This is a genomic window from Rodentibacter myodis (assembly GCF_001999305.1).
Taxonomy (GTDB): domain Bacteria; phylum Pseudomonadota; class Gammaproteobacteria; order Enterobacterales; family Pasteurellaceae; genus Rodentibacter; species Rodentibacter myodis.
In genome coordinates, this window is sequence record NZ_MLHQ01000006.1 from 1 (window position 1) to 21,569 (window position 21,569).

Annotated in this window: 21 protein-coding genes; 16 read left to right on the plus strand and 5 right to left on the minus strand. The window is 41.6% G+C overall.

All coding sequences use genetic code 11. From position 1 onward, the window contains the following. Positions 1-222: 222 nt before the first annotated feature. Positions 223-1,122 carry a LysR family transcriptional regulator gene (locus BKL49_RS01525; RefSeq protein ID WP_077422878.1) on the minus strand — a complete coding sequence of 300 codons (900 nt, stop codon included), beginning with the start codon at positions 1,120-1,122 and terminating at the stop codon, positions 223-225. A 316-nt stretch (positions 1,123-1,438) separates the two neighbouring features. Between BKL49_RS01525 and atoD the strand changes: the two genes are divergently transcribed. The 8 genes from atoD (at position 1,439) to rplA (ending at position 8,830) form a co-directional block, all read left to right on the plus strand. After that, positions 1,439-2,089, plus strand: coding sequence for an acetate CoA-transferase subunit alpha (gene atoD / locus BKL49_RS01530; RefSeq protein ID WP_077422879.1), 651 nt, complete (start codon positions 1,439-1,441; stop codon positions 2,087-2,089). An 8-nt stretch (positions 2,090-2,097) separates the two neighbouring features. Then, positions 2,098-2,769 carry a 3-oxoacid CoA-transferase subunit B gene (locus BKL49_RS01535; RefSeq protein WP_077422880.1) on the plus strand — a complete coding sequence of 224 codons (672 nt, stop codon included), beginning with the start codon at positions 2,098-2,100 and terminating at the stop codon, positions 2,767-2,769. Next, positions 2,766-4,109: a TIGR00366 family protein gene (locus BKL49_RS01540; RefSeq protein ID WP_077422881.1), complete on the plus strand. Its 1,344-nt coding sequence runs from the start codon at positions 2,766-2,768 to the stop codon at positions 4,107-4,109. Before BKL49_RS01535 ends, BKL49_RS01540 begins: the two co-directional genes overlap by 4 nt. A 19-nt stretch (positions 4,110-4,128) precedes the next feature. Next, the gene (locus BKL49_RS01545; RefSeq protein ID WP_077422882.1) at positions 4,129-5,310 is read left to right on the plus strand and encodes an acetyl-CoA C-acetyltransferase; all 1,182 of its coding nucleotides are present in this window, start codon (positions 4,129-4,131) and stop codon (positions 5,308-5,310) included. 24 nt (positions 5,311-5,334) lie between these two features. Beyond that, positions 5,335-6,096, plus strand: a complete 762-nt coding sequence (locus BKL49_RS01550) for a 3-hydroxybutyrate dehydrogenase (protein WP_077422883.1) — start codon at positions 5,335-5,337, stop codon at positions 6,094-6,096. Between the two features lie 80 nt (positions 6,097-6,176). Next, the gene (locus tag BKL49_RS01555) at positions 6,177-7,505 is read left to right on the plus strand and encodes a GntP family permease (protein ID WP_077422884.1); all 1,329 of its coding nucleotides are present in this window, start codon (positions 6,177-6,179) and stop codon (positions 7,503-7,505) included. Positions 7,506-7,707: 202 nt separating this feature from the next. Further along, a complete protein-coding gene (gene rplK, locus BKL49_RS01560; protein WP_005542594.1) occupies positions 7,708-8,136 on the plus strand; it encodes a 50S ribosomal protein L11 in 429 nt (142 codons plus the stop codon). Between the two features lie 4 nt (positions 8,137-8,140). Beyond that, positions 8,141-8,830, plus strand: coding sequence for a 50S ribosomal protein L1 (gene rplA / locus BKL49_RS01565; RefSeq protein WP_005599212.1), 690 nt, complete (start codon positions 8,141-8,143; stop codon positions 8,828-8,830). Positions 8,831-8,964: 134 nt separating this feature from the next. Here the strand turns inward: rplA and aspA are convergent, their stop codons facing one another. Further along, complete coding sequence (aspA, locus tag BKL49_RS01570) at positions 8,965-10,383, minus strand: aspartate ammonia-lyase (RefSeq protein ID WP_077422885.1); 1,419 nt, start codon at positions 10,381-10,383, stop codon at positions 8,965-8,967. A gap of 217 nt (positions 10,384-10,600) precedes the next feature. Between aspA and BKL49_RS01575 the strand changes: the two genes are divergently transcribed. From BKL49_RS01575 to galU, 8 genes are all read left to right on the plus strand, one after another. After that, positions 10,601-10,891 (plus strand): co-chaperone GroES, encoded by a 291-nt coding sequence (locus tag BKL49_RS01575; RefSeq protein WP_077422886.1) that lies wholly within the window; start codon positions 10,601-10,603, stop codon positions 10,889-10,891. 85 nt (positions 10,892-10,976) lie between these two features. Then, positions 10,977-12,620: a chaperonin GroEL gene (gene groL, locus BKL49_RS01580; RefSeq protein WP_077422887.1), complete on the plus strand. Its 1,644-nt coding sequence runs from the start codon at positions 10,977-10,979 to the stop codon at positions 12,618-12,620. A 115-nt stretch (positions 12,621-12,735) separates the two neighbouring features. Next, entirely contained in the window at positions 12,736-13,281 is a 546-nt protein-coding gene (locus BKL49_RS01585) for a YecA/YgfB family protein (RefSeq protein ID WP_143530790.1), read from the plus strand. A 17-nt stretch (positions 13,282-13,298) separates the two neighbouring features. Next, the gene (gene pepP / locus BKL49_RS01590) at positions 13,299-14,597 is read left to right on the plus strand and encodes a Xaa-Pro aminopeptidase (RefSeq protein WP_077422889.1); all 1,299 of its coding nucleotides are present in this window, start codon (positions 13,299-13,301) and stop codon (positions 14,595-14,597) included. Between the two features lie 97 nt (positions 14,598-14,694). Further along, on the plus strand, positions 14,695-15,120 hold the full coding sequence (uspA, locus tag BKL49_RS01595) for a universal stress protein UspA (protein WP_077422890.1): 426 nt from the start codon (positions 14,695-14,697) through the stop codon (positions 15,118-15,120). Between the two features lie 248 nt (positions 15,121-15,368). Next, entirely contained in the window at positions 15,369-17,993 is a 2,625-nt protein-coding gene (gene alaS / locus BKL49_RS01600; protein WP_077422891.1) for an alanine--tRNA ligase, read from the plus strand. A gap of 79 nt (positions 17,994-18,072) precedes the next feature. Further along, entirely contained in the window at positions 18,073-18,264 is a 192-nt protein-coding gene (csrA, locus tag BKL49_RS01605; RefSeq protein ID WP_077422892.1) for a carbon storage regulator CsrA, read from the plus strand. Between the two features lie 27 nt (positions 18,265-18,291). Continuing rightward, the gene (gene galU, locus BKL49_RS01610; RefSeq protein WP_077422893.1) at positions 18,292-19,179 is read left to right on the plus strand and encodes a UTP--glucose-1-phosphate uridylyltransferase GalU; all 888 of its coding nucleotides are present in this window, start codon (positions 18,292-18,294) and stop codon (positions 19,177-19,179) included. An 80-nt stretch (positions 19,180-19,259) separates the two neighbouring features. On the opposite strand, the gene fis is transcribed toward galU, so the two are convergent. The 3 genes from fis to prmA all read right to left on the minus strand — a co-directional run bounded on the left by fis (position 19,260) and on the right by prmA (position 21,568). After that, a complete protein-coding gene (fis, locus tag BKL49_RS01615; protein ID WP_077422894.1) occupies positions 19,260-19,559 on the minus strand; it encodes a DNA-binding transcriptional regulator Fis in 300 nt (99 codons plus the stop codon). Then, positions 19,553-20,533: a tRNA dihydrouridine synthase DusB gene (dusB, locus tag BKL49_RS01620; protein WP_167367104.1), complete on the minus strand. Its 981-nt coding sequence runs from the start codon at positions 20,531-20,533 to the stop codon at positions 19,553-19,555. The genes fis and dusB overlap by 7 nt, the downstream gene beginning before the upstream one ends. A gap of 147 nt (positions 20,534-20,680) precedes the next feature. Continuing rightward, a complete protein-coding gene (gene prmA, locus BKL49_RS01625; RefSeq protein WP_077422895.1) occupies positions 20,681-21,568 on the minus strand; it encodes a 50S ribosomal protein L11 methyltransferase in 888 nt (295 codons plus the stop codon). Position 21,569 lies beyond the last annotated feature (1 nt).

Sequence of the window (21,569 nt, forward strand, 5' to 3'; positions counted from 1 at the left end):
GTAAGGGCTTTTGTTATGTATTAAAAAATACTTGTCTCCTTAATTGAACAGACAGAATGCTTATCCATTTTAAGAGGATTGATAATCTCCGAGAGGATTGATAATCTCCGAAAGGATTTGGCTATTTAACATAAGCGTTTAATTCAGTTATCTCTCTTCATACTGAAAGAATCTGAACCATAATGTAGCAAGAATAGCAAGAATTTTTCCAAAGCTTGTATGTCATTTCACATTAAACCACTTTAACAATGAATCGAAGACATAATTCTCTACGCAGGAATAATTCTTTTTCTTTAAGCGACAAAGCGTTACCCGCCATAAAATAGGATTGTTCATCTTCCGATAGACAAGATCTGTTGAAGGGTACTGCTCAGCCATTGGATAAGGAAGAATGGTGAGCAATTCCGGATTTAATTTCACTGAATTAAGCATAAAGTCCCAAGAACTGGATTCAATAATGATATTCGGATGAATATTATGTCGTTCAAAATTTTCTTTTAGTTGATGAGAAATCATAAAACTTTTATCAAAAATCGCCATTTTTTGTTTATTAAGATCTCGCCAGTCAATCCTTTCTTGCTGTGCTAACGGATGATTGGGTGAGAGAAAAACAGATAATTCGGAATGGTGAATTTCAAAGGAATCAATAATATTTTTGGAAATGCCTTCCGGATAAAGCAATACTGCCAAATCAACTTGTTCTAAAAGTAATGCACTTTTTAATGCGAATGCCCCCTGTTCTTGAGTAATAAAACGAATTGAAGGGTTAGCCAATATTATTTTAGGCATCGCTTCTGAAAAAACGACTGAAAGAATTAAAGGTGGAATACCGATTGAAATTTTCCCACTTATATCCTGATGTTCTTTATGCAAATTTTGGTACATTTTATTGTATTGCTTAATTACATTTTTGGCATCAAAGTAATATTTTTCACCAACGTAGGTTAATCCGACAATTTTGCTATTTGAACGTTTAAATAGCTGAATCCCTTCTTTATCTTCAAATTCGCTAATCATCATACTCAATGCAGGTTGAGAAATATAAATATTTTGAGCGGTTTTGCTCAAATTAAAGTGATTTTCAACAATAGCAATAAAGTAGCGTAAATGGCGGATATCCATTTTTCCCCTCCACAATTAAAGGTGGTTCATATCTATAAATAAAATTTATATATATCTAAAAAATCAATATTTCTTTTCTTTTTTCTCTCTTGCTATTCTTTTTAGAAATATGATGAATAAAACCGCACTTTGAGGTAAATCAATCAATTTACTATAAGAATACGAACAAATTATACAAGCTAATTCGTTAGTTTTATAGGGCTATAAACGCACTTCCTTAATAAATCATTGTTCGATTTTTCTCGATAAAATCGGATGTGTTGTGTTTTTGTTATAAAAAAAAATGATAGTTAATAATCTATATTTGGAGGACGCTATGTCAAAAATTATTTCGCTAAGCGAATTAAAAACACATTTCTTTGATGGAATGACAATAATGTCGGGCGGTTTTATGGGCGTTGGTACGCCAGAAAAAATTGTACAGGCAATTTTAGAGACGCCAGTTAAAGATATCACTTTAATCTCTAGTGATACTGCACAGGTTCACAATGGTGTAGGGCCGTTGATTGTCAACAATCAAGTCAAAAAAGTGTACGCCTCCCATATCGGTACGAACCCTGAAACCGGTAAAAAAATGATTTCGGGTGATATTGAAGTTGAACTGATTCCTCAAGGTACATTTGCCGAGCGTGTTCGTGCCGGTGGTGCAGGGTTAGGTGGTTTTTTAACGCCAACGGGGGTAGGCACTGTCGTTGAACACGGCAAGCAAAAAATAGCGTTGGACGGCGTTGAATACTTGTTGGAATTGCCCCTTAAAGCTGATTTAGCCATTCTTAAAGCCGCAATTGCCGATGAAGACGGCAACCTTATCTATGATGGCGCTGCCCGCAATTTCAATCCGTTAATGGCATTGGCAGCTAAAACCGTGATTGTGGAAGCGGACAAAATCGTCAAATCCGGCACTCTCGATCCTAATCAAATTATGACACCGGCAATGTTGGTGAACTACATTATTTCTAATTCGTAGGAGGAACTATGAACGCAAAAGAACTTATCGCACGTCGTATTGCAATGGAATTAAAGAATGGAGATGTGGTTAATTTAGGGATTGGTTTGCCGACTTTGGTTGCAAATTATTTGCCGGATGAGGTGGATATCACTTTACAGTCAGAGAATGGTTTTCTAGGTCTAACGGCGTTTGATCCGGAAAATGATAATCCGAATATTGTTAATGCCGGCGGGCAGTCTTGTGGCATTAAATCGGGCGGTGCTTTCTTTGATAGTGCGGTTTCTTTCGCTTTAATTCGTGGCGGGCACGTTGATGCTTGTGTACTGGGCGGTTTGGAAGTTGACCAACAAGGTAATCTGGCGAACTGGATGGTACCGGGCAAAATGGTACCGGGAATGGGCGGCGCAATGGATCTCGTTACCGGTGCCCAAAAAGTGATTATTGGTATGGAACATTGTGCGAAATCGGGTTCGTCCAAAATTCTAAAACAATGTACCTTACCGCTCACTGCTCGCAATAAAGTGAAATTGGTTGTGACGGAATTAGCGGTATTTAGCGTTGAAAATGGACAATTAATTCTAAAAGAACATGCCCCTAATGTGGATTTGGATACGATCAAAGCCAAAACGGAAGCAGATTTCATCATTGCTGAAGATTTTAAAGAAATGAAAATCAGCCAAAAAGGAATGCCGTTATGATTAGCCGAGTTTCCCGCTTTATGACGGCAGTTGTCAGCAAGTATTTACCTGACCCTCTCATTTTCGCCGTCTTACTGACTTTCATTACCTTTATTTGTGCGTGGGGATTAACCGATAGTACCCCTGTTGATCTAGTGAATATGTGGGGAAACGGTTTTTGGAATTTGCTTGGCTTTGGTATGCAAATGGCATTGATTGTGGTAACCGGTAATGCCTTAGCGACCTCGCCACAAATAAAAGCCTTTTTAAACCGTGCTGCCTCGATCGCTAAAACACCGGCACAGGGAGTAATGCTTGTCACCTTTATGGGCGGCTTAGCCTGTATTATTAACTGGGGTTTTGGCTTAGTCGTTGGTGCAATGTTTGCCAAAGAAGTTGCCCGCCGGATTAAAGGTACGGATTACGCCTTACTGATTGCCTGTGCCTATATCGGCTTTATGACCTGGGGCGGAGGATTTTCTGGCTCAATGCCGTTGTTAGCCGCCACACCGAATAACCCTGTCGCCCACTTTATGATGACCGCAGACAATCCGCAGGGGATCATTCCAACAAGCCAGACCATCTTCTCTAATTATAATCTCTTCATTACCTTAGCCCTGCTGTTTATCCTGCCGTTAATTACCTTGATGATGACACCGAAAGCCTCCGAAGCAAAAAGTGTTGATCCTGCCCTTCTTGCGCCCGATCCGTCTTTTACCAAGAAATTAGACGAAAAGGCGACTGTGGCAGAGAAAATGGAAGAAAGCCGTTTTATTGCCTACCTAATTGGTCTGCTAGGTTACAGCTATCTTGCAATGCACTTCTATAAACAGGGATTTAATCTCACCATCAACAACGTCAACCTTATTTTCTTACTCACGGGATTAGTACTACACGGTTCACCAATGGCATATATGCGGGCGATTATAAATGCTACACGTAGCACTGCCGGTATCTTAATCCAATTTCCGTTCTATGCTGGTGTTCAGTTGATGATGGAACATTCAGGGTTAGGCGGTATGTTGACCGAATTTTTCATCAATGTCTCTAACAAAGACACCTTTCCACTAATGACTTTCTTTAGTTCTGCATTTATTAATTTTGCTGTGCCAAGCGGTGGCGGACATTGGGTGATTCAGGGGCCTTTCGTTATCCCCGCAGCACAGGCTTTAGGGGCGGATTTAGGTAAATCGGCAATGGCGATAGCCTATGGTGAACAATGGATGAATATGGCACAACCATTTTGGGCATTGCCGGCATTGGGGATTGCAGGTTTAGGTGTGCGGGACATTATGGGCTACTGTATGACCGCCCTGATTTTCACTGCCCCGATTTTTATCATTGGTCTTTATTTCTTATAAATCAAACAAGGAGAGAAAAATGAAAAATATTGTGATTGTAAGTGCGGCTCGCACCGCTATCGGTACATTTGGCGGTGGATTATCCACAGTAAGTGCGGTTGATTTAGGGGCTGTTGTGATTCAAGAGGCTTTAAAGCGAGCCAATGTATCAACACAACAGGTTGATGAAGTCATTATGGGCAATGTGTTACAGGCGGGATTAGGGCAAAACCCTGCTCGTCAAGCTGCATTAAAAGCAGGGATTGGTGAAGAGGTTTCTTCTTTTACACTTAATAAAGTGTGCGGTTCAGGCCTCAAAGCCGTTGTGCTTGGTGCTCAAGCGATTGCCAGCGGTGATGCTGAGGTTGTGGTTGTCGGTGGAATGGAGAATATGAGCCAAGCACCTTATGTGCTTGATGGTAAAGTGCGTAGTGGCGCGAAAATGGGCAATTTAACCCTAAAAGATACAATGGTGGAAGATGGCTTAACCTGTGCGATCAATCATTACCATATGGGGATCACCGCAGAAAATATCGCTCAAAAACACGGTTTTAGCCGTGAAGAACAGGATCAGTTTGCCTTATCTTCCCAGCAAAAGGCAAAACAAGCGGTCGAATCCGGTGCATTTTTGGCAGAAATCGTACCGGTAGTGGTTAAAACCCGTCAAGGCGAAAGCCTTTTCCAACAAGACGAACACCCTAAATCCAACACTACCGAAGAAAGTCTCGCCAAACTACGCCCTGCCTTTATCAAAGATGGCACGGTTACTGCAGGCAATGCTTCCGGTTTAAATGACGGTGCGGCGGCTTTAGTGCTAATGAGCGAAAGCAAGGCAAACTCTCTCGGCTTAAAACCGCTTGCCCGTATTCGTAGTTATGCCGCGAGCGGTAATGATCCAAAAGTAATGGGATTAGGACCTGTGCCGGCAGTACAAAAAGCATTGGCAAAAGCGGATTTAACCCTTGAACAAATTGATCTAATTGAAGCTAATGAAGCCTTTGCCGCTCAAGCTCTCGGCGTGGCAAAAGAGTTACAACTGGATTTACGCAAAACCAATATCAATGGCGGCGCTATCGCACTTGGACACCCTATCGGTGCAAGCGGTGCGAGAATTTTGGTGACCCTACTTCACAGCTTACAAGCACAACATAAACAACTTGGGCTTGCGACGCTTTGCATTGGCGGCGGTCAGGGTATTGCGATGATTGTTGAGCGGATATAACCCCTTTATTACAGGAGAACTGCGATGTTAAATCAAAAAATTGCGATTGTAACAGGCGCCGCCAGTGGCATCGGATTAGCGATTAGTCAAAGTCTTACTCAAACCGGCGTGAAAGTCGTTATGGCAGATATTAATGAAACCTTATTGAAACAACGCGCCGAAGAACTACAGGCAAGTTATGTGGTGACTGATCTCTCTAAACAAGCGGATTGTAAAGCGTTGGTGGATTATGCGGTGGAACAATTTGGCTCGGTGGATATTCTTGTCAATGTCGCTGGTATTCAAACCGTCTCGCCGATTGAAGATTTTCCAGAAGATCGTTGGTATTTAATGATGAATTTAATGTTGAACTCCCCATTTTTATTAACAAAATATGTTTGGCCTTATATGAAGCAAAATGGTTGGGGGCGAATCGTCAACTTAAATTCCATTCACGGCTTGGTCGCTTCGGAATTTAAATCTGCCTATGTTTCCGCTAAACACGGCTTATCGGGATTAACCAAAACGGCGGCATTAGAGGGCGGTGCTTACGGTATTACGGTCAATTCCATTTGCCCTGCTTATGTGAGAACCCCCTTGGTGGATAAACAAATCGCGGATCAAGCCGTCCATCATCAAATTTCCGAACAAGATGTGATCAGTCAAATTATGCTGCAAAAAGCCGCAGTTAAACGCTTGATTGAGCCGAACGAAATTGGTGAATTGGTTAAATTTCTCTGTTCCGATGCGGCAGCATCCATCTCAGGGGCTTGTTTATCAATGGACGGCGGTTGGACTGCCGGTTAGTCACCTAAAATGCATCGTTGATTAATTCGGCGATGCATTTTTTTATGCAACAAATTTAAAAGCCTATCAAGGAGAAACTTATGTTAAGTTTAGTCGGTATTTTTATCGGGCTAACGTTACTGATGTTTTTAGCATTTAGGGGATATTCGATTGTTTGGATTGCCCCCCTATGTGCATCAATTGTGGCACTAACGGGAGGATTAGATATTCTTGACGCCTATTTAGGTAGCTATATGAATGGATTAGTGGGCTTCGTTAAAGCTTGGTTCCCTGCCTTCTTATTGAGTGCGATTTTTGGTAATTTGATGGATGTCAGCGGCGGTGCAAAATCCATCGCCGTTTGGCTTACTAAAATGGTGGGAGCAAAAAGTGCGATTGCTTCCATTGTGTTAGGCTGTGCGTTATTAACCTATGGTGGTGTGAGTTTATTCGTTGTGGTTTTTGCGGTTTACCCAATTGCGTTGGCAGTCTTTAAACAAGCCAATATTACCCGCCGATTAATTCCCGGTACGATTGCCTGTGGTGCCTTTACGTTCACGATGACTGCCTTACCCGGTTCGCCACAAATCCAAAATTTAATTCCAACGCAATATTTTGGCACAGATGCGATGGCTGCCCCTATTATGGGACTCACTGCCTCTGCAGTGCTTTTTTTCGGTGGTGTGGCTTATTTAGAAATGCGACGGAAAAAATATGCGAAAAACGGCGAGTTCTTTATTGAACCAGAAACATCTATAGCCACGGGCAACAATGATAGCCGCTTACCTCATCCGCTCTTCGCTCTTTTACCGTTAATTACGGTGATTATCGTGTTAAATTTTATCCCTGAATTAATCGGTTTGAAAAACGGCGATCCCAAAAATATTGTATTGGCTTTGCTGGCTGGTATTGCCTTAGTCATCTTGCTCAATTTGGATAAAAAATCTACCTTTATTCCCGCAATCGGAAAAGGGGCAAACGGTGCAGTAGGGGCGATTATTAACACTGCGGCGGCGGTGGGGTTTGGTAGCGTAGTCAGAATGGCGCCGGGGTTTGAGCATTTAACCGCAATGATTTTAAATATTCCGGGAAGTCCTTTGATTTCCTTATCAGTTGCTGTGAATATTTTAGCGGGAGCGACGGGTTCAGCTTCAGGCGGAATGGGGATCGCATTAGAAGCCCTTGGCGAGAAATATCTCACGCTTGCCAAACAGATGAGCATACCTCCGGAAGCCTTTCATCGTGTCGCATCGTTATCTTCAGGTGGGTTAGATACGATGCCGCATAATGGTGCAGTATTGACCTTATTGAGCAATACCGGAATGACGCACAAAGAATCCTATTGGGAAATTGCGGTAACGTCTTTCATTATGCCGATTATTGCCACGATGGTTGTGATTCTATTATCTGGTTTATTTGGTATTTATTAAAATTGGTGGTGGATGATAAAACGGTAAGTGCGGTAGATTTTTGATGATTTTTATTAAGTTAAAGTAGTGAAAACCGCTTGAAATTTATCCGCACTTTTTGTAAAATTCACGCTCTATTTACGAACGCAATTTTGCGTTCGTATTTTTGTGTAAATCGGGGAGCTAGTAATAGCGTTATCACCCACTTAGAGGAAACTTAAAAATGGCAAAAAAAGTCCAAGCATACGTTAAGTTGCAAGTTGCAGCTGGTATGGCTAACCCGTCACCACCGGTTGGTCCTGCATTAGGTCAACAAGGTGTTAACATCATGGAATTCTGTAAAGCGTTCAACGCTCGTACTGAGAGCTTAGAAAAAGGTTTACCAATCCCTGTTGTTATTACAGTTTATGCAGATCGTTCATTCACTTTTGTAACTAAAACCCCTCCGGCTGCAGTTTTATTGAAAAAAGCGGCAGGTATCAAATCAGGTTCAGGTAAACCGAATAAAGATAAAGTGGGTAAAGTGACCTTAGATCAAATCCGTCAAATTGCTGAAACTAAAGCAGCAGATATGACTGGCGCGACTATCGAAACGAAAATGAAATCAATCGCCGGTACTGCTCGTTCAATGGGCTTAGTGGTGGAGGAATAATACGATGGCTAAATTGACTAAAAAAATGAAAGCAATCAAAGCTGGCGTAGATTCTACTAAAGCTTACGAAATCAACGAAGCGATCGCAGTTTTAAAACAATTCGCAACAGCTAAATTCGTTGAAAGCGTAGACGTAGCGGTGAACTTAGGTATCGACCCTCGTAAATCAGACCAAAACGTACGTGGTGCAACCGTATTACCACATGGTACAGGTCGTACAGCTCGCGTAGCAGTATTTACACAAGGCGCAAACGCAGAAGCAGCTAAAGCAGCAGGTGCTGATTTAGTAGGTATGGAAGATTTAGCAGAGCAAATTAAGAAAGGCGAAATGAACTTTGACGTTGTTATCGCTTCTCCGGATGCAATGCGTGTTGTAGGTCAATTAGGTCAAGTATTAGGTCCACGTGGCTTAATGCCAAACCCGAAAGTTGGTACTGTAACGCCAAACGTTGCTGAAGCAGTGAAAAATGCAAAATCAGGTCAGATCCGTTACCGTAACGACAAAAATGGTATTATCCATACAACGATCGGTAAAGCAGATTTCGCACCTGAACAATTAAAAGACAACTTAGTTGCATTGTTAGCGGCGTTAAACAAAGCTAAACCAACAACCGCTAAAGGTATTTTCATCAAAAAAGTAAGCATCTCTACCACAATGGGGGCTGGTGTTGCTGTTGATCAAGCATCTTTATAATTTAAAGCATCACTAAAATTTAAACCGCACTTTGTTATGGCAAAGTGCGGTTTTTTCTTATTTTATGAATCAAAAAAGTGCGGTCAAAATTTACAGAGAATTTTGACCGCACTTGTACGTTCTGATTGGGCGAATTATTTATTTAATTTCGCTTTGTAAGTCGGGTTCATTAAGTTTTCAACAGAAAGAATATCGTCTAATTGTTCTTCTGTTAATAAGCCTTTTTCTAACACCACTTCACGTACGCCTTTACCGGTTTCGGCACAGATTTTACCCACTAAGTCGCCGTTATGGTGACCAATGAATGGATTTAAATAAGTCACAATACCGATTGAATTGAAGACGTAGTTTTCACAAATTTCTTTGTTTACGGTAATGCCGTCTACACATTTATCGCGTAAGTTTACGCAGGCATTGGTTAAAATGTCGATAGATTCAAACATTGCTTGACCAATCACCGGTTCCATTACGTTTAATTGTAATTGACCCGCTTCTGACGCAAAGGTCACTGCCGTGTCATTACCGATCACTTTAAAGCAAACTTGGTTCACTACTTCAGGCACAACTGGATTGACTTTTGCCGGCATAATGGAAGAACCTGCTTGTAATTCAGGTAGATTAATTTCTTTTAAGCCTGCCCGAGGACCTGAGGAAAGCAAACGTAAGTCATTACATACTTTAGAAAGTTTTACGGCGGTACGTTTTAATGCACCGTGAACCATTACATAGGCACCACAGTCTGATGTGGCTTCAATTAAGTTTTCTGCAGGCACGCAAGGCAAGCCTGTTACTTCGGCAAGATGTTTTACCACTAATTGCGTGTAACCTTGTGGTGTGTTTAATCCGGTACCGATTGCGGTTGCCCCTAAGTTTACTTCAAGGAGTAATTCTGCAGTACGTTTTAAATTACGTACTTCTTCTTCCAGTAATACGGCGAATGCTTTAAATTCCTGACCAACCGTCATTGGCACTGCATCTTGTAATTGGGTGCGACCCATTTTTAAAATATTGGCAAATTCGGTTGCTTTGGCATCAAAACCATCACGCAGGTATTGGATTTTATCGATTAATTTTAAGATGCTGTTATAAACCGCGATACGGAAACCGGTCGGATAAGCATCGTTAGTGGATTGGCTGGCGTTTACGTGATCCATCGGATTAATCACATTATATTCACCTTTTTTATGACCGATTTTTTCAAGAGCAAGGTTTGCCACTACCTCATTAGTATTCATATTTACAGAAGTACCTGCACCGCCTTGATATACATCGGAAGGGAATTGATCCAAGCATTTACCGGTGGTTAAGATTTCATCGCAAGCAGCAACGATTGCTTTGGCAATATCAGCCGGAATTGCACCCAATTCACCATTGGCAAGTGCAGTGGCTTTTTTTACCATTACCATACCACGTACAAATTCGGGTACATCCGAAATGGTGACGTTAGAAATATTGAAATTTTCAACTGCTCTTAATGTATGGATACCCCAGTAAGCATCAGTCGGTACATCACGTTCACCAAGTAAATCTACTTCTTTTCTAAATTGAGTCATCTTAGTCACCTATTGGGTTAAATTAACTTGTCGCCATTATAGAAATTTTCCGAACAAAAAAATTGATAGAGATCACATTTTCAGAACCGCTTTCAAGACATATTTTCATTTTTCGGATTAGTTTTTTTAGGGGAAATTTTTTTGATTTTTCTCTTGAAAGCAAAATTTTCTGCCCTATATAGGGAAAGCATTTTAATTTTTAGAAGGAAACTAACAAATGAATATTCGTCCATTACATGATCGTGTGATCATTAAACGTGAAGAAGTGGAAACGCTTTCTGCCGGTGGTATCGTATTAACCGGTTCAGCCGCCACTAAATCAACCCGTGCAAAAGTGTTGGCAGTGGGAAAAGGTCGCATTTTAGAAAATGGCACGGTTCAACCTTTAGATGTGAAAGTGGGCGATACCGTGATTTTTAATGACGGTTATGGCGTGAAAAGCGAAAAAATTGACGGTGAAGAAGTATTAATTATTTCTGAATCCGATATTTTGGCGATTGTAGAATAGTGATAATAAGGCTTGTTTGCCTCAATCAGTTTGCCTCAATCCGTAAGGGGCGAAGAATAAATCAAAAACATTAAGGAAATTTAAAATGGCAGCAAAAGACGTAAAATTTGGTAATGACGCGCGTGTAAAAATGTTAAACGGTGTGAACGTATTGGCAGATGCGGTAAAAGTCACCCTTGGGCCAAAAGGTCGTAACGTGATTTTAGATAAATCATTCGGTGCGCCAACTATTACTAAAGACGGGGTATCCGTTGCACGTGAAATTGAATTGGAAGATAAATTTGAAAATATGGGCGCACAAATGGTGAAAGAGGTTGCCTCTAAAGCCAATGATGCGGCAGGTGATGGTACGACTACCGCAACCGTTTTGGCACAAGCCATTGTGAATGAAGGTTTGAAAGCCGTTGCCGCAGGTATGAACCCAATGGATTTAAAACGTGGTATCGATAAAGCGGTAAGTGCGGTCGTTTCCGAGCTTAAAAATTTATCCAAACCTTGTGAAACCTCAAAAGAAATCGAACAGGTTGGTACTATTTCTGCTAATTCCGACAGCGTTGTGGGTCAATTAATTGCCCAAGCAATGGAAAAAGTGGGTAAAGAAGGTGTGATTACCGTAGAAGACGGCACAGGCTTAGAAGATGAGTTAGCGGTGGTGGAAGGTATGCAATTCGATCGCGGTTATCTTTCCCCTTATTTCATCAACAAACCTGAAGCGGCAACCGTTGAGTTAGACAATCCCTATATTTTGTTAGTGGATAAAAAAATCTCTAACATTCGTGAATTATTGCCTGTGTTAGAAGGTGTGGCGAAAGCCGGTAAACCGTTGTTAATCATTGCTGAAGATGTGGAAGGCGAAGCCTTAGCAACATTAGTGGTGAACACAATGCGTGGCATTGTGAAGGTGGCGGCAGTGAAAGCGCCGGGCTTTGGCGATCGCCGTAAAGCAATGTTGCAAGATATTGCGATTTTAACGGCAGGTACGGTGATTTCTGAAGAAATCGGAATGGAACTTGAAAAAGCAACCCTTGAAGATTTAGGTCAGGCAAAACGTGTGGTGATCAATAAAGACAATACCACCATCATTGACGGTATTGGTGATCAAGCACAAATCAATGCACGTGTGGCACAAATTCGTCAACAAATTGAAGAATCCACTTCCGATTATGACAAAGAAAAACTTCAAGAACGTGTGGCAAAATTAGCCGGTGGTGTGGCGGTTATTAAAGTTGGTGCGGCAACCGAAGTTGAAATGAAAGAGAAAAAAGACCGTGTGGATGATGCATTGCACGCCACCCGCGCGGCAGTGGAAGAAGGGATTGTTGCCGGTGGTGGTGTCGCCTTAGTGCGTGCAGCATCAAAAGTCGCCGCAAGCGTGAAGGGTGATAACGAAGAGCAAAATGTAGGGATCAAACTTGCATTACGTGCAATGGAAGCGCCATTACGCCAAATCGTGACCAATGCAGGCGAAGAAGCCTCTGTGGTGGCAAGTGCGGTGAAAGCCGGTGAAGGCAACTTTGGTTACAATGCAAGCACCGAACAATACGGCGATATGTTAGAAATGGGGATCTTAGATCCAACTAAAGTAACCCGTTCTGCATTACAATTTGCCGCCTCCGTAGCCGGTTTAATGATTACCACAGAATGTATGGTTACCGAACTTCCAAAAGATGAAAAAGCAGATCTCGGTGCCGGAATGGGCGGTATGGGAGGAATGGGCGGAATGATGTAATTCCCTCTCTGCGATGTGATAAAAGTGCGGTCGTTTTTCCGAATGGAAAAGCGATCGCTTTTTTATTTCCAAAGGGGTACACTGCAAACGAATTTTATTATGGAAACCAATCACAATGCATTTTCAAACAGAATTAAACCCACAACTTAAAACTGCCGGTATCGGCATAAATGCCACGGAACTGCACGGCTTTTTAAGCGGCTTAATTTGCGGCGGTGTGAACGATCAAAGCTGGCAACCGTTACTTTATCAATTCACCAACGATAATCACGACTATCCGACCGCACTTTTAGCCAAAGTAACCGAACTTCATCAAGCCATTTCTACCACATTAGCCGATGTTGAAAGTTTTTCTTTTGAGTTGGGATTGGTGGAAGACGAGGATGTTTTTGTGCGGGCAGACAGTCTTTCGGAATGGGCGAATCATTTCTTGTTAGGTTTAGGATTAGCACAACCGCATTTAGACAAAGAAAAAGGCGAAATTGGCGAAGCGGTGGAGGATTTACACGACATTTGCCAACTGGGTTATGATGAAGAAGATGATAAAGAAGAAATGAGCGAAGCCCTTGAAGAAATCATCGAATACGTGCGAACGATTGCAACCTTGTTTTACACGCATTTTAATCACGCACCGACCGCCGAAAAACCGGTATTACATTAATTGACGGAGGGATAAAAATGGATCTTGCGTATATGGCAGAATTGCCAAAAGAAGAATTTGCTCAACGCCGTCAGCGGGTTTTGGCACAAATGCAACCAAATTCTGCTTTATTACTTTTTTCAGAAATTGAAAAACGCCGTAATAATGATTGCGAATTTCCTTTCCGACAAGACAGTTATTTTTGGTATTTAACCGGTTTTAATGAACCCAATGCCGCATTGCTTTTAGTGAAAACGGAGCAGGCGGAAAAAGCGATCATTTTTCTTCGTGATCGTGATCCATTATTAGAAACCTGGAACGGTCGCCGTTTAGGTGTGGAACGCGCACCGCAAAAATTGAATGTGGATGAGGCTTATTCCATTCATTCTTTGACAGAGATGTTGCCAAAAATTACCCAAAATTTAACCGCACTTTATTACGTGCCGGAATGGCATTTGTGGGCGGATAAATTGCTGGCGGAAAGTGCGGTCAATTTTGATGATGTTTTAGATTGGCGTCCGATCCTCAGTGAAATGCGTTTGATTAAATCACCCAATGAAATTCGTCTAATGCAACAAGCAGGGCAAATCTCGGCTTTAGCCCACATTAAAGCAATGCAAGAAACCCGCCCAAATCGTTTTGAGTATGAAATTGAAAGTGAAATTTTGCACGAATTTAATCGCCACGGTGCGCGTTTTGCTTCCTATAATTCCATCATTGCCGGTGGGGATAATGCCTGTATTTTGCATTACACGGAAAATGATCGGCCATTGAAAGAGGGCGATCTTGTTCTCATCGATGCAGGCTGTGAATTTGCAATGTATGCAGGCGATATTACCCGCACTTTTCCCGTCAATGGAAGATTTACCCAAGCACAACGCGAAATTTATGAATTGGTTTTGAAAGCACAAAAACGGGCGATTGAATTATTAGTGCCGGGAAGCTCCATTAAAAAAGCGAATGATGAAGTGATCCGCATTAAAGTGCAAGGATTGGTGGAACTTGGCATTTTACAAGGGGATGTGGATCAACTGATTGAACAAAAAGCCTATCGCCAATTTTATATGCACGGTTTGGGGCATTGGCTCGGGCTTGATGTACACGATGTGGGCGAATATGGCGAAGAACGTGATCGCACCTTAGAAATTGGAATGGTGATCACGGTTGAACCGGGATTGTATATTTCGGAAGAGGCAGATGTGCCGGCACAATATAAAAGCATTGGCGTGCGTATTGAAGATAATTTATTAATGACGGAATATGGTAATAAAAATCTCACCGCTGCCGTGCCAAAAGAAATTGATGAAATCGAAAATTTAATGGGAAAAATTAAGTGATTTATCAAAATGTGATCTACTGCAAGTTTTTTTAAATTTTGCGGTGTTACTATATTTTTAAGAAAAAGATAAAACCAATCAGAATAAGGAGTCGATTATGTATAAACATATTTTAGTCGCAGTGGATCTTTCCGATGAAAGTGAATTCTTGGTAAAAAAAGCCGTTGCGGTGGCAAAACGCCACGAAGCGAAACTTTCCATTATCCACGTAGATGTAAATTTTTCGGATCTTTATACCGGATTGATTGATGTGAATATGTCCTCGATGCAGGATCGCATTTCAAGTGAAACCCAAAAAGCATTGTTGGATTTAGCCGAAAGAGCCGATTATCCGATTCAGGAAAAATTAAGCGGTAGCGGTGATTTAGGTCAAGTGCTTACGGACGCCATTGAACAATATGATGTGGATTTATTAGTCACCGGACATCACCAAGATTTTTGGAGTAAATTAATGTCTTCAACACGCCAAGTGATGAACACGATTAAAATTGATATGTTGGTTGTTCCGTTACGTGATGAATAAATTCGATTATTGACGTTCATAAAAAATGAAGGAATTTTAACCGCACTTTGAAAACTTGATTCAAGTGCGGTTTTTTTCATCGCCGGTCTTCTTTAATAAAGAAAGATTTTATAAGAAAAGAACGTTTAAATAATAAACAAAGATAGGCATTTATTCGGAAAAAGGTTTTTTCTAATTTAGAAAAATATGCAAAAATAGTGCGATTTTTTCGTTTTAATTTTTAGTTAATTTTAATAAACAGGTTTATGATGAAAACAACAGCGGAAATTAGACAATCATTCCTTGATTTCTTTCATAGCAAAGGTCATCAGGTGGTCGCAAGTAGCTCACTTGTGCCGGAAAATGATCCAACGCTTCTTTTCACCAATGCAGGGATGAATCAATTTAAAGATGTCTTCCTCGGCTTGGATAAACGCCCTTATTCACGTGCCACGACCGCACAACGTTGCGTGCGTGCTGGCGGTAAACACAATGACTTAGAAAATGTAGGCTATACGGCACGTCACCATACTTTCTTTGAAATGCTGGGTAACTTCAGTTTTGGCGATTATTTCAAACAGGACGCGATCAATTTTGCGTGGGAATATTTAACTTCGCCACAATGGCTTGGTCTGCCAAAAGAAAAATTATGGGTTACCGTATATGAGACGGATAACGAAGCCTACGATATTTGGCATAAAGAAGTGGGTGTACCGGCTGAACGTATTATTCGCATTGGTGACAACAAAGGCGCGCCTTATGCTTCAGATAATTTCTGGGCGATGGGAGATACCGGCCCTTGCGGCCCCTGTACCGAAATTTTCTACGATCACGGCGATCACATTTGGGGCGGCCCACCGGGATCACCGGAAGAAGACGGCGACCGCTATATTGAAATTTGGAATGTCGTCTTTATGCAATATAACCGCTTGGCAGACGGCACAATGGAAAAACTCCCTCGCCCGTCTGTGGATACCGGTATGGGCTTAGAACGTATTTCAGCCGTCTTGCAACACGTGAATTCAAATTACGATATTGATATTTTTAAAACACTTATTGCAAAAACCGCAGAAATTGTCGGTACAACGGATTTAAACAATAAATCATTACGTGTAATCGCCGATCATATTCGTTCTTGCGCTTATTTGATCGCAGACGGCGTGATTCCGTCAAACGAAGGCAGAGGCTATGTATTACGCCGTATTATTCGTCGTGCAGTGCGCCACGGGCATTTATTAGGTGCGAAAGAAACCTTCTTCTACAAATTAGTACCAACCTTAATTGAAGTCATGGCAGAAGCCGGTAAAGATGTAAAAGCGAAACAAGCCAATGTTGAAAAACTTTTACGTTTGGAAGAAGAACAATTTGCCCGCACACTAGAACGTGGATTAACCCTGTTAGATGAAGCCTTGTCTGACGTGAAAGACGGCGTACTTTCCGGTGAAGTCGCATTTAAACTTTATGATACTTACGGTTTCCCATTGGATTTAACCGCCGATGTATGTCGTGAACGCAATATTACCATTGATGAAGAAGGCTTTGAGCGTGAAATGGAAGCGCAACGTTTGCGCGCGCAGGCAGCAAGCCAATTCGGCCTAGATTATAACAACGTGATTCGTGTTGAAGGTGAAACCAAATTTGAAGGCTATACCGAATCAGAATCTTTGGCAAAAATAACCGCACTTTTCTATGACGGCAAGCCGGTTGAACAAATTTCGGCAGGTCAAAGTGCGGTGGTGGTATTAGAAAATACCCCATTCTATGCAGAATCGGGCGGTCAAATTGGTGATAGCGGTCATCTCGCCGCACAGGGCGTCACCTTTAGCGTGAAAGATACACAAAAATATGGTCAAGTGTTTGGTCATATTGGTGAATTAGAGCAAGGCACACTTTCTGTCGGACAAACCGTGAATGCCGTGGTGGATGTCGAACGCCGCCAACAAACCTCATTGAATCACTCTGCAACCCACTTATTACACGCAGCATTACGTCAATTATTGGGAACGCACGTTGTACAAAAAGGTTCATTGGTTTCAGATAGTGCATTGCGTTTTGACTTTGCACATCCTGAAGCGATTAGCAAAGCCCAACTTGAAGATATTGAACGCCTTGTCAACCAAAAAGTGCGTGCCAATTTCCCCATTCAAACAGAAATTATGGACATTGAAGCGGCGAAAGCAAAAGGTGCAATGGCACTTTTTGGTGAAAAATACGGCGATCAGGTTCGTGTTTTAACAATGGGTGATTTTTCTATTGAACTTTGTGGTGGTATTCACGCCAAACGTACCGGTGATATTGGTCTATTTAAAATTACCACAGAAACGGCTGTTGCTGCCGGTGTTCGCCGTATTGAAGCGGTAACCGGTGAAACGGCAATGAATTGGATCATCAACCAACAGCGTATTTTGAACCAAAGTGCAGAACTCTTAAAATCGGATGCGAACACGGTTGCGGATAAAATTCAGCAACTTCAAGAAAAAGCGAAGAAAGCAGAAAAAGAGCTACAAGGCTTAAAAGAAAAAGCGGCAATGCAAGCCGGTTCTGATCTGGTGAAAAGTGCGGTCAAAATTAAAGGTATTTCAGTGATTGCACATCAACTGGACGGGATTGAAATAAAATCCTTGAGAGTAATGGTTGATGATTTGAAAAATCAGCTTGGCTCGGGTGTTATCGTATTTGCATCGGTTTTAGGCGAAAAAGTGAATCTCGTTGTTGGTGTAACAAATGATTTAACGACAAAAATCAAAGCTGGTGAACTTGTGAATTTAATGGCACAACAAGTTGGTGGTAAAGGCGGTGGCCGTCCCGATATGGCAATGGCGGGCGGTTCTCAGCCGGAAAATGTTGCACAGGCAGTGAGTGCGGCACAAAATTGGTTAAATGATCATCTATAGTACAAGCCTTGGTTGATAGGAGGTCAGCCATTCCTTGGTTAATAGATATCTAATAGAATGTAAACTAAGGATATAGAGAATGCTAATCTTAACTCGTAAAGCTGGCGAAAGTGTACTTATTGGGGGGGATATTTCTATCACGGTTTTGAGTGTACGTGGAAACCAAATCAAACTCGGTGTGGAAGCACCTAAAGAAGTTTCTGTTTACCGAGAAGAAGTTTACCAACGAATTAAACAACTACAGGATGAATCTTCAAACGGTTCAGTCTAATTAACTAAATAAACGGATATTTAAAATATGAAAGCAATTATCCCTGTTGCAGGTTTAGGCACCCGAATGTTGCCTGCCACAAAAGCAATTCCAAAAGAAATGCTAACTTTGGTTGATAAGCCATTAATTCAATATGTGGTAAACGAATGTGTTGCTGCTGGCATTAAAGAAATTGTGCTAGTGACCCATTCTTCAAAAAATGCTATCGAAAACCATTTTGATACTTCTTTTGAGCTTGAAACAATGTTGGAAAAACGGGTAAAACGCCAGCTTTTAGAAGAAGTGCGTTCTATCTGCCCGAAAGATGTCACGCTTATTCACGTTCGTCAAGGTAACGCAAAAGGCTTAGGACACGCAGTATTGTGTGGTCGTCCGGCTGTTGGTAACGAACCTTTTGTGGTGGTATTGCCGGATGTATTGTTGGCTGATTTTAGTGCCGATCAGAAAAAAGAAAATCTATCGGCAATGATCAAACGTTTTAACGAAACCCAAGCCAGCCAAATTATGGTTGCCCCAGTGGCAAAAGAAGAAGTGAGCAGCTACGGTATTGCCGATTGTGCAGGTGTTGCCCTAAAAGGTGGTGAAAGTGCAAAAATTGAAAGCATTGTTGAAAAACCTGCAGTAGAGCAAGCACCTTCTAATCTTGCTGTTGTCGGTCGTTATGTTTTCTCTGCGGCAATTTGGGATTTATTGGAAAAAACACCGGTTGGCGTTGGTGACGAAATTCAATTAACCGATGCAATTGATATGCTAATTGAAAAGGAAACAGTGGAAGCATTTCATATGACAGGTAAATCATTCGACTGCGGCGATAAAATCGGTTATATGGAAGCCTTTGTTGAATATGGTATTCGCCACGAAAAATTAGGGAAAACCTTTAAAGCGTTTATTAAAGACCTTGCTAAAACTTTATAAGTAAATAAAAAGAGCGGTTGAGTAAGAAAAAAGGCGGACATTTATGTGTCCGCCTTTTTATTTATTGTGCTAATCAGGGATTAACCCATGCCATATTTTTTCAATTTTTTACGCAATGTACCACGGTTGATACCAAGCATATTTGCCGCACGGGTTTGATTACCGCGGGTATATTGCATAACCATATCTAACATTGGGTGTTCAACTTCCGCTAATACTAATTCGTAAAGATCATTCACATCTTGACCATCCAATTGCGATAAATAATTGCGTAACGCTTGTTTTACCGAATCGCGTAATGGTTTGTTGGTTACTTGTGATTGAGAGTTTAAAACCGAAACGGTTAATGCCTCGGCCGGACTACGTTGTTGTTCTAACATTTTTCTTTATCCAAAATTGAATTTAAAAAATTTTCCAACACAATAAGTTGTTCCTGCGGATCACTAATTGCGTTAAAAGTCTGTCTAAAAACGGAATCGGGTTGAATTCCCTGTAAATACCAAGCCACGTGTTTACGGGCAATGCGATAACCTTTTTGCTCGCCATAGAATTGGTGTAATTCTTGAATATGACGCAAAATTTGACCGCACTTTTCACTTAAACTTGGCGTTTGAGTTATCGAATCACGCTCAATTAAGCCTTCCACCGATTGAAATAACCAAGGATTACCTAATGCGGCACGACCGATCATTATTGCATCGGCACCTGTGTAATCAAGCACCGTTTTTGCTTTCGCGGCGGAATCAATATCGCCATTTGCAATTACCGGAATTGAAATAGCCTGTTTGACTGCGCGAATGTTGTCGTATTCCGCTTCCCCTTCAAAAAGACATTCTCTCGTCCGTCCGTGAATGGTCAAAGCCTGAATACCGGATTGTTCTGCAATTTTGCCGATTTGCACACAATTTCGATTGGATTTATCCCAGCCGGTACGGATTTTTAAGGTTACCGGCACATCAACAGCATTGACCACTTCCCGTAGAATTTTCTCTACCAGATCAGGGAATTGTAACAAGGCAGATCCTGCCAATTTACGATTCACTTTTTTTGCGGGGCAACCCATATTAATGTCGATAATTTCCGCACCATAGGCGACATTTACCGCAGCAGCCTGCGCCATTTCCAAAGGATCGGAACCGGCAATTTGTACCGCATTAATACCTAAATCTTCACTATGTGCTAAACGTAGTTTGGATTTTTCTGTGTGCCAAACTTGGGGATTGGTTGACATCATTTCTGAAAAAGTCAAACCTGCACCATAATGCACACAAAGACGGCGAAAGGGTTTATCGGTAATGCCTGCCATGGGTGCAAGTAAAATACGATTTTTTAATTGGTACGAACCGATTCGCATTTTACTTTAACCACCTTACACAAGCCTAAATCCAACTATTGTCGAACAGGGCGACAATCGACAAGGCGTGCTATGATACGCATTTTGGCTTGCTTTGCAAGGTGATTTTTGTTCAAAAAATACACTTTTTTGATTGACAAAAAGAAATTAAAGCGTTTTTAATTGACCCGTAATTCTGCACCATTCTTCACGAACGGCGACAGGTGCGAGGTTAAACGTTTGCGCATAAGCATCGCATACCGATTTCGCTTGGTTTTCTAAAATACCGGATAATCCCAACTCACCATTTTCTTTTACCAACCGACTAATTACCGGATAAAGTTCTTTCAACGGGCCGGCAAGAATATTGGCCACCACGACATCCGCTTTGAGATCGGCAGGTTTTTCATCGGAAAGGAATAACTGTAAACGATCGGCAACGCCGTTTTGCTCTGCATTGTTGCGACTGGCAAGAATTGCTTGCGGATCAATATCAATGCCAATGGCACTTTTCGCACCTAATTTTAAAGCGGCAATGGCTAAAATACCGGAACCACAACCGAAATCAATCACGGTTTTACCGGTCAAATCCAATCCATCCAACCATTCCAAACAAAGTGCGGTTGTCGGATGAGTGCCTGTTCCGAAAGCCAAACCGGGATCGAGCATTACATTTACCGCATTTTCATCCGGCACTTCACGCCAACTTGGGCAAATCCACAAGCGTTTACCGAATTGCATTGGATGAAAATTATCCATCCATTCACGCTCCCAATCCTTATCTTCAATTTGTTCGATTTTATAAGCCGTGTTCTCATCTAAATGCCCGGCTTGTTTGAGCAACGCCACGATTTCCGCCATATCCGTTTCCGCATCAAATAAGGCGATAACGTCCGTATTTCCCCAAAGGCGGGTCTCCCCCGGTAGGGGTTCAAAAATTGGGGTGTCTTGGCTGTCCATAAATGTTACGGAAACCGAGCCGATTTCCTCTAAAAAATCACTGATATTTTCTGCTTTTTCATTGGTGCTATTTAAGCGAATTTGAATCCAAGCCATA

Excerpts from the sequence above, each read along its gene's own strand:
- BKL49_RS01525 (WP_077422878.1), bottom strand. The coding sequence starts at position 1,122 with ATGGATATCCGCCATTTACGCTACTTTATTGCTATTGTTGAAAATCAC.
- atoD (WP_077422879.1), top strand. The coding sequence starts at position 1,439 with ATGTCAAAAATTATTTCGCTAAGCGAATTAAAAACACATTTCTTTGAT.
- BKL49_RS01535 (WP_077422880.1), top strand. The coding sequence starts at position 2,098 with ATGAACGCAAAAGAACTTATCGCACGTCGTATTGCAATGGAATTAAAG.
- BKL49_RS01540 (WP_077422881.1), top strand. The coding sequence starts at position 2,766 with ATGATTAGCCGAGTTTCCCGCTTTATGACGGCAGTTGTCAGCAAGTAT.
- BKL49_RS01545 (WP_077422882.1), top strand. The coding sequence starts at position 4,129 with ATGAAAAATATTGTGATTGTAAGTGCGGCTCGCACCGCTATCGGTACA.
- BKL49_RS01550 (WP_077422883.1), top strand. The coding sequence starts at position 5,335 with ATGTTAAATCAAAAAATTGCGATTGTAACAGGCGCCGCCAGTGGCATC.
- BKL49_RS01555 (WP_077422884.1), top strand. The coding sequence starts at position 6,177 with ATGTTAAGTTTAGTCGGTATTTTTATCGGGCTAACGTTACTGATGTTT.
- rplK (WP_005542594.1), top strand. The coding sequence starts at position 7,708 with ATGGCAAAAAAAGTCCAAGCATACGTTAAGTTGCAAGTTGCAGCTGGT.
- rplA (WP_005599212.1), top strand. The coding sequence starts at position 8,141 with ATGGCTAAATTGACTAAAAAAATGAAAGCAATCAAAGCTGGCGTAGAT.
- aspA (WP_077422885.1), bottom strand. The coding sequence starts at position 10,383 with ATGACTCAATTTAGAAAAGAAGTAGATTTACTTGGTGAACGTGATGTA.
- BKL49_RS01575 (WP_077422886.1), top strand. The coding sequence starts at position 10,601 with ATGAATATTCGTCCATTACATGATCGTGTGATCATTAAACGTGAAGAA.
- groL (WP_077422887.1), top strand. The coding sequence starts at position 10,977 with ATGGCAGCAAAAGACGTAAAATTTGGTAATGACGCGCGTGTAAAAATG.
- BKL49_RS01585 (WP_143530790.1), top strand. The coding sequence starts at position 12,736 with ATGCATTTTCAAACAGAATTAAACCCACAACTTAAAACTGCCGGTATC.
- pepP (WP_077422889.1), top strand. The coding sequence starts at position 13,299 with ATGGATCTTGCGTATATGGCAGAATTGCCAAAAGAAGAATTTGCTCAA.
- uspA (WP_077422890.1), top strand. The coding sequence starts at position 14,695 with ATGTATAAACATATTTTAGTCGCAGTGGATCTTTCCGATGAAAGTGAA.
- alaS (WP_077422891.1), top strand. The coding sequence starts at position 15,369 with ATGAAAACAACAGCGGAAATTAGACAATCATTCCTTGATTTCTTTCAT.
- csrA (WP_077422892.1), top strand. The coding sequence starts at position 18,073 with ATGCTAATCTTAACTCGTAAAGCTGGCGAAAGTGTACTTATTGGGGGG.
- galU (WP_077422893.1), top strand. The coding sequence starts at position 18,292 with ATGAAAGCAATTATCCCTGTTGCAGGTTTAGGCACCCGAATGTTGCCT.
- fis (WP_077422894.1), bottom strand. The coding sequence starts at position 19,559 with ATGTTAGAACAACAACGTAGTCCGGCCGAGGCATTAACCGTTTCGGTT.
- dusB (WP_167367104.1), bottom strand. The coding sequence starts at position 20,533 with ATGCGAATCGGTTCGTACCAATTAAAAAATCGTATTTTACTTGCACCC.
- prmA (WP_077422895.1), bottom strand. The coding sequence starts at position 21,568 with ATGGCTTGGATTCAAATTCGCTTAAATAGCACCAATGAAAAAGCAGAA.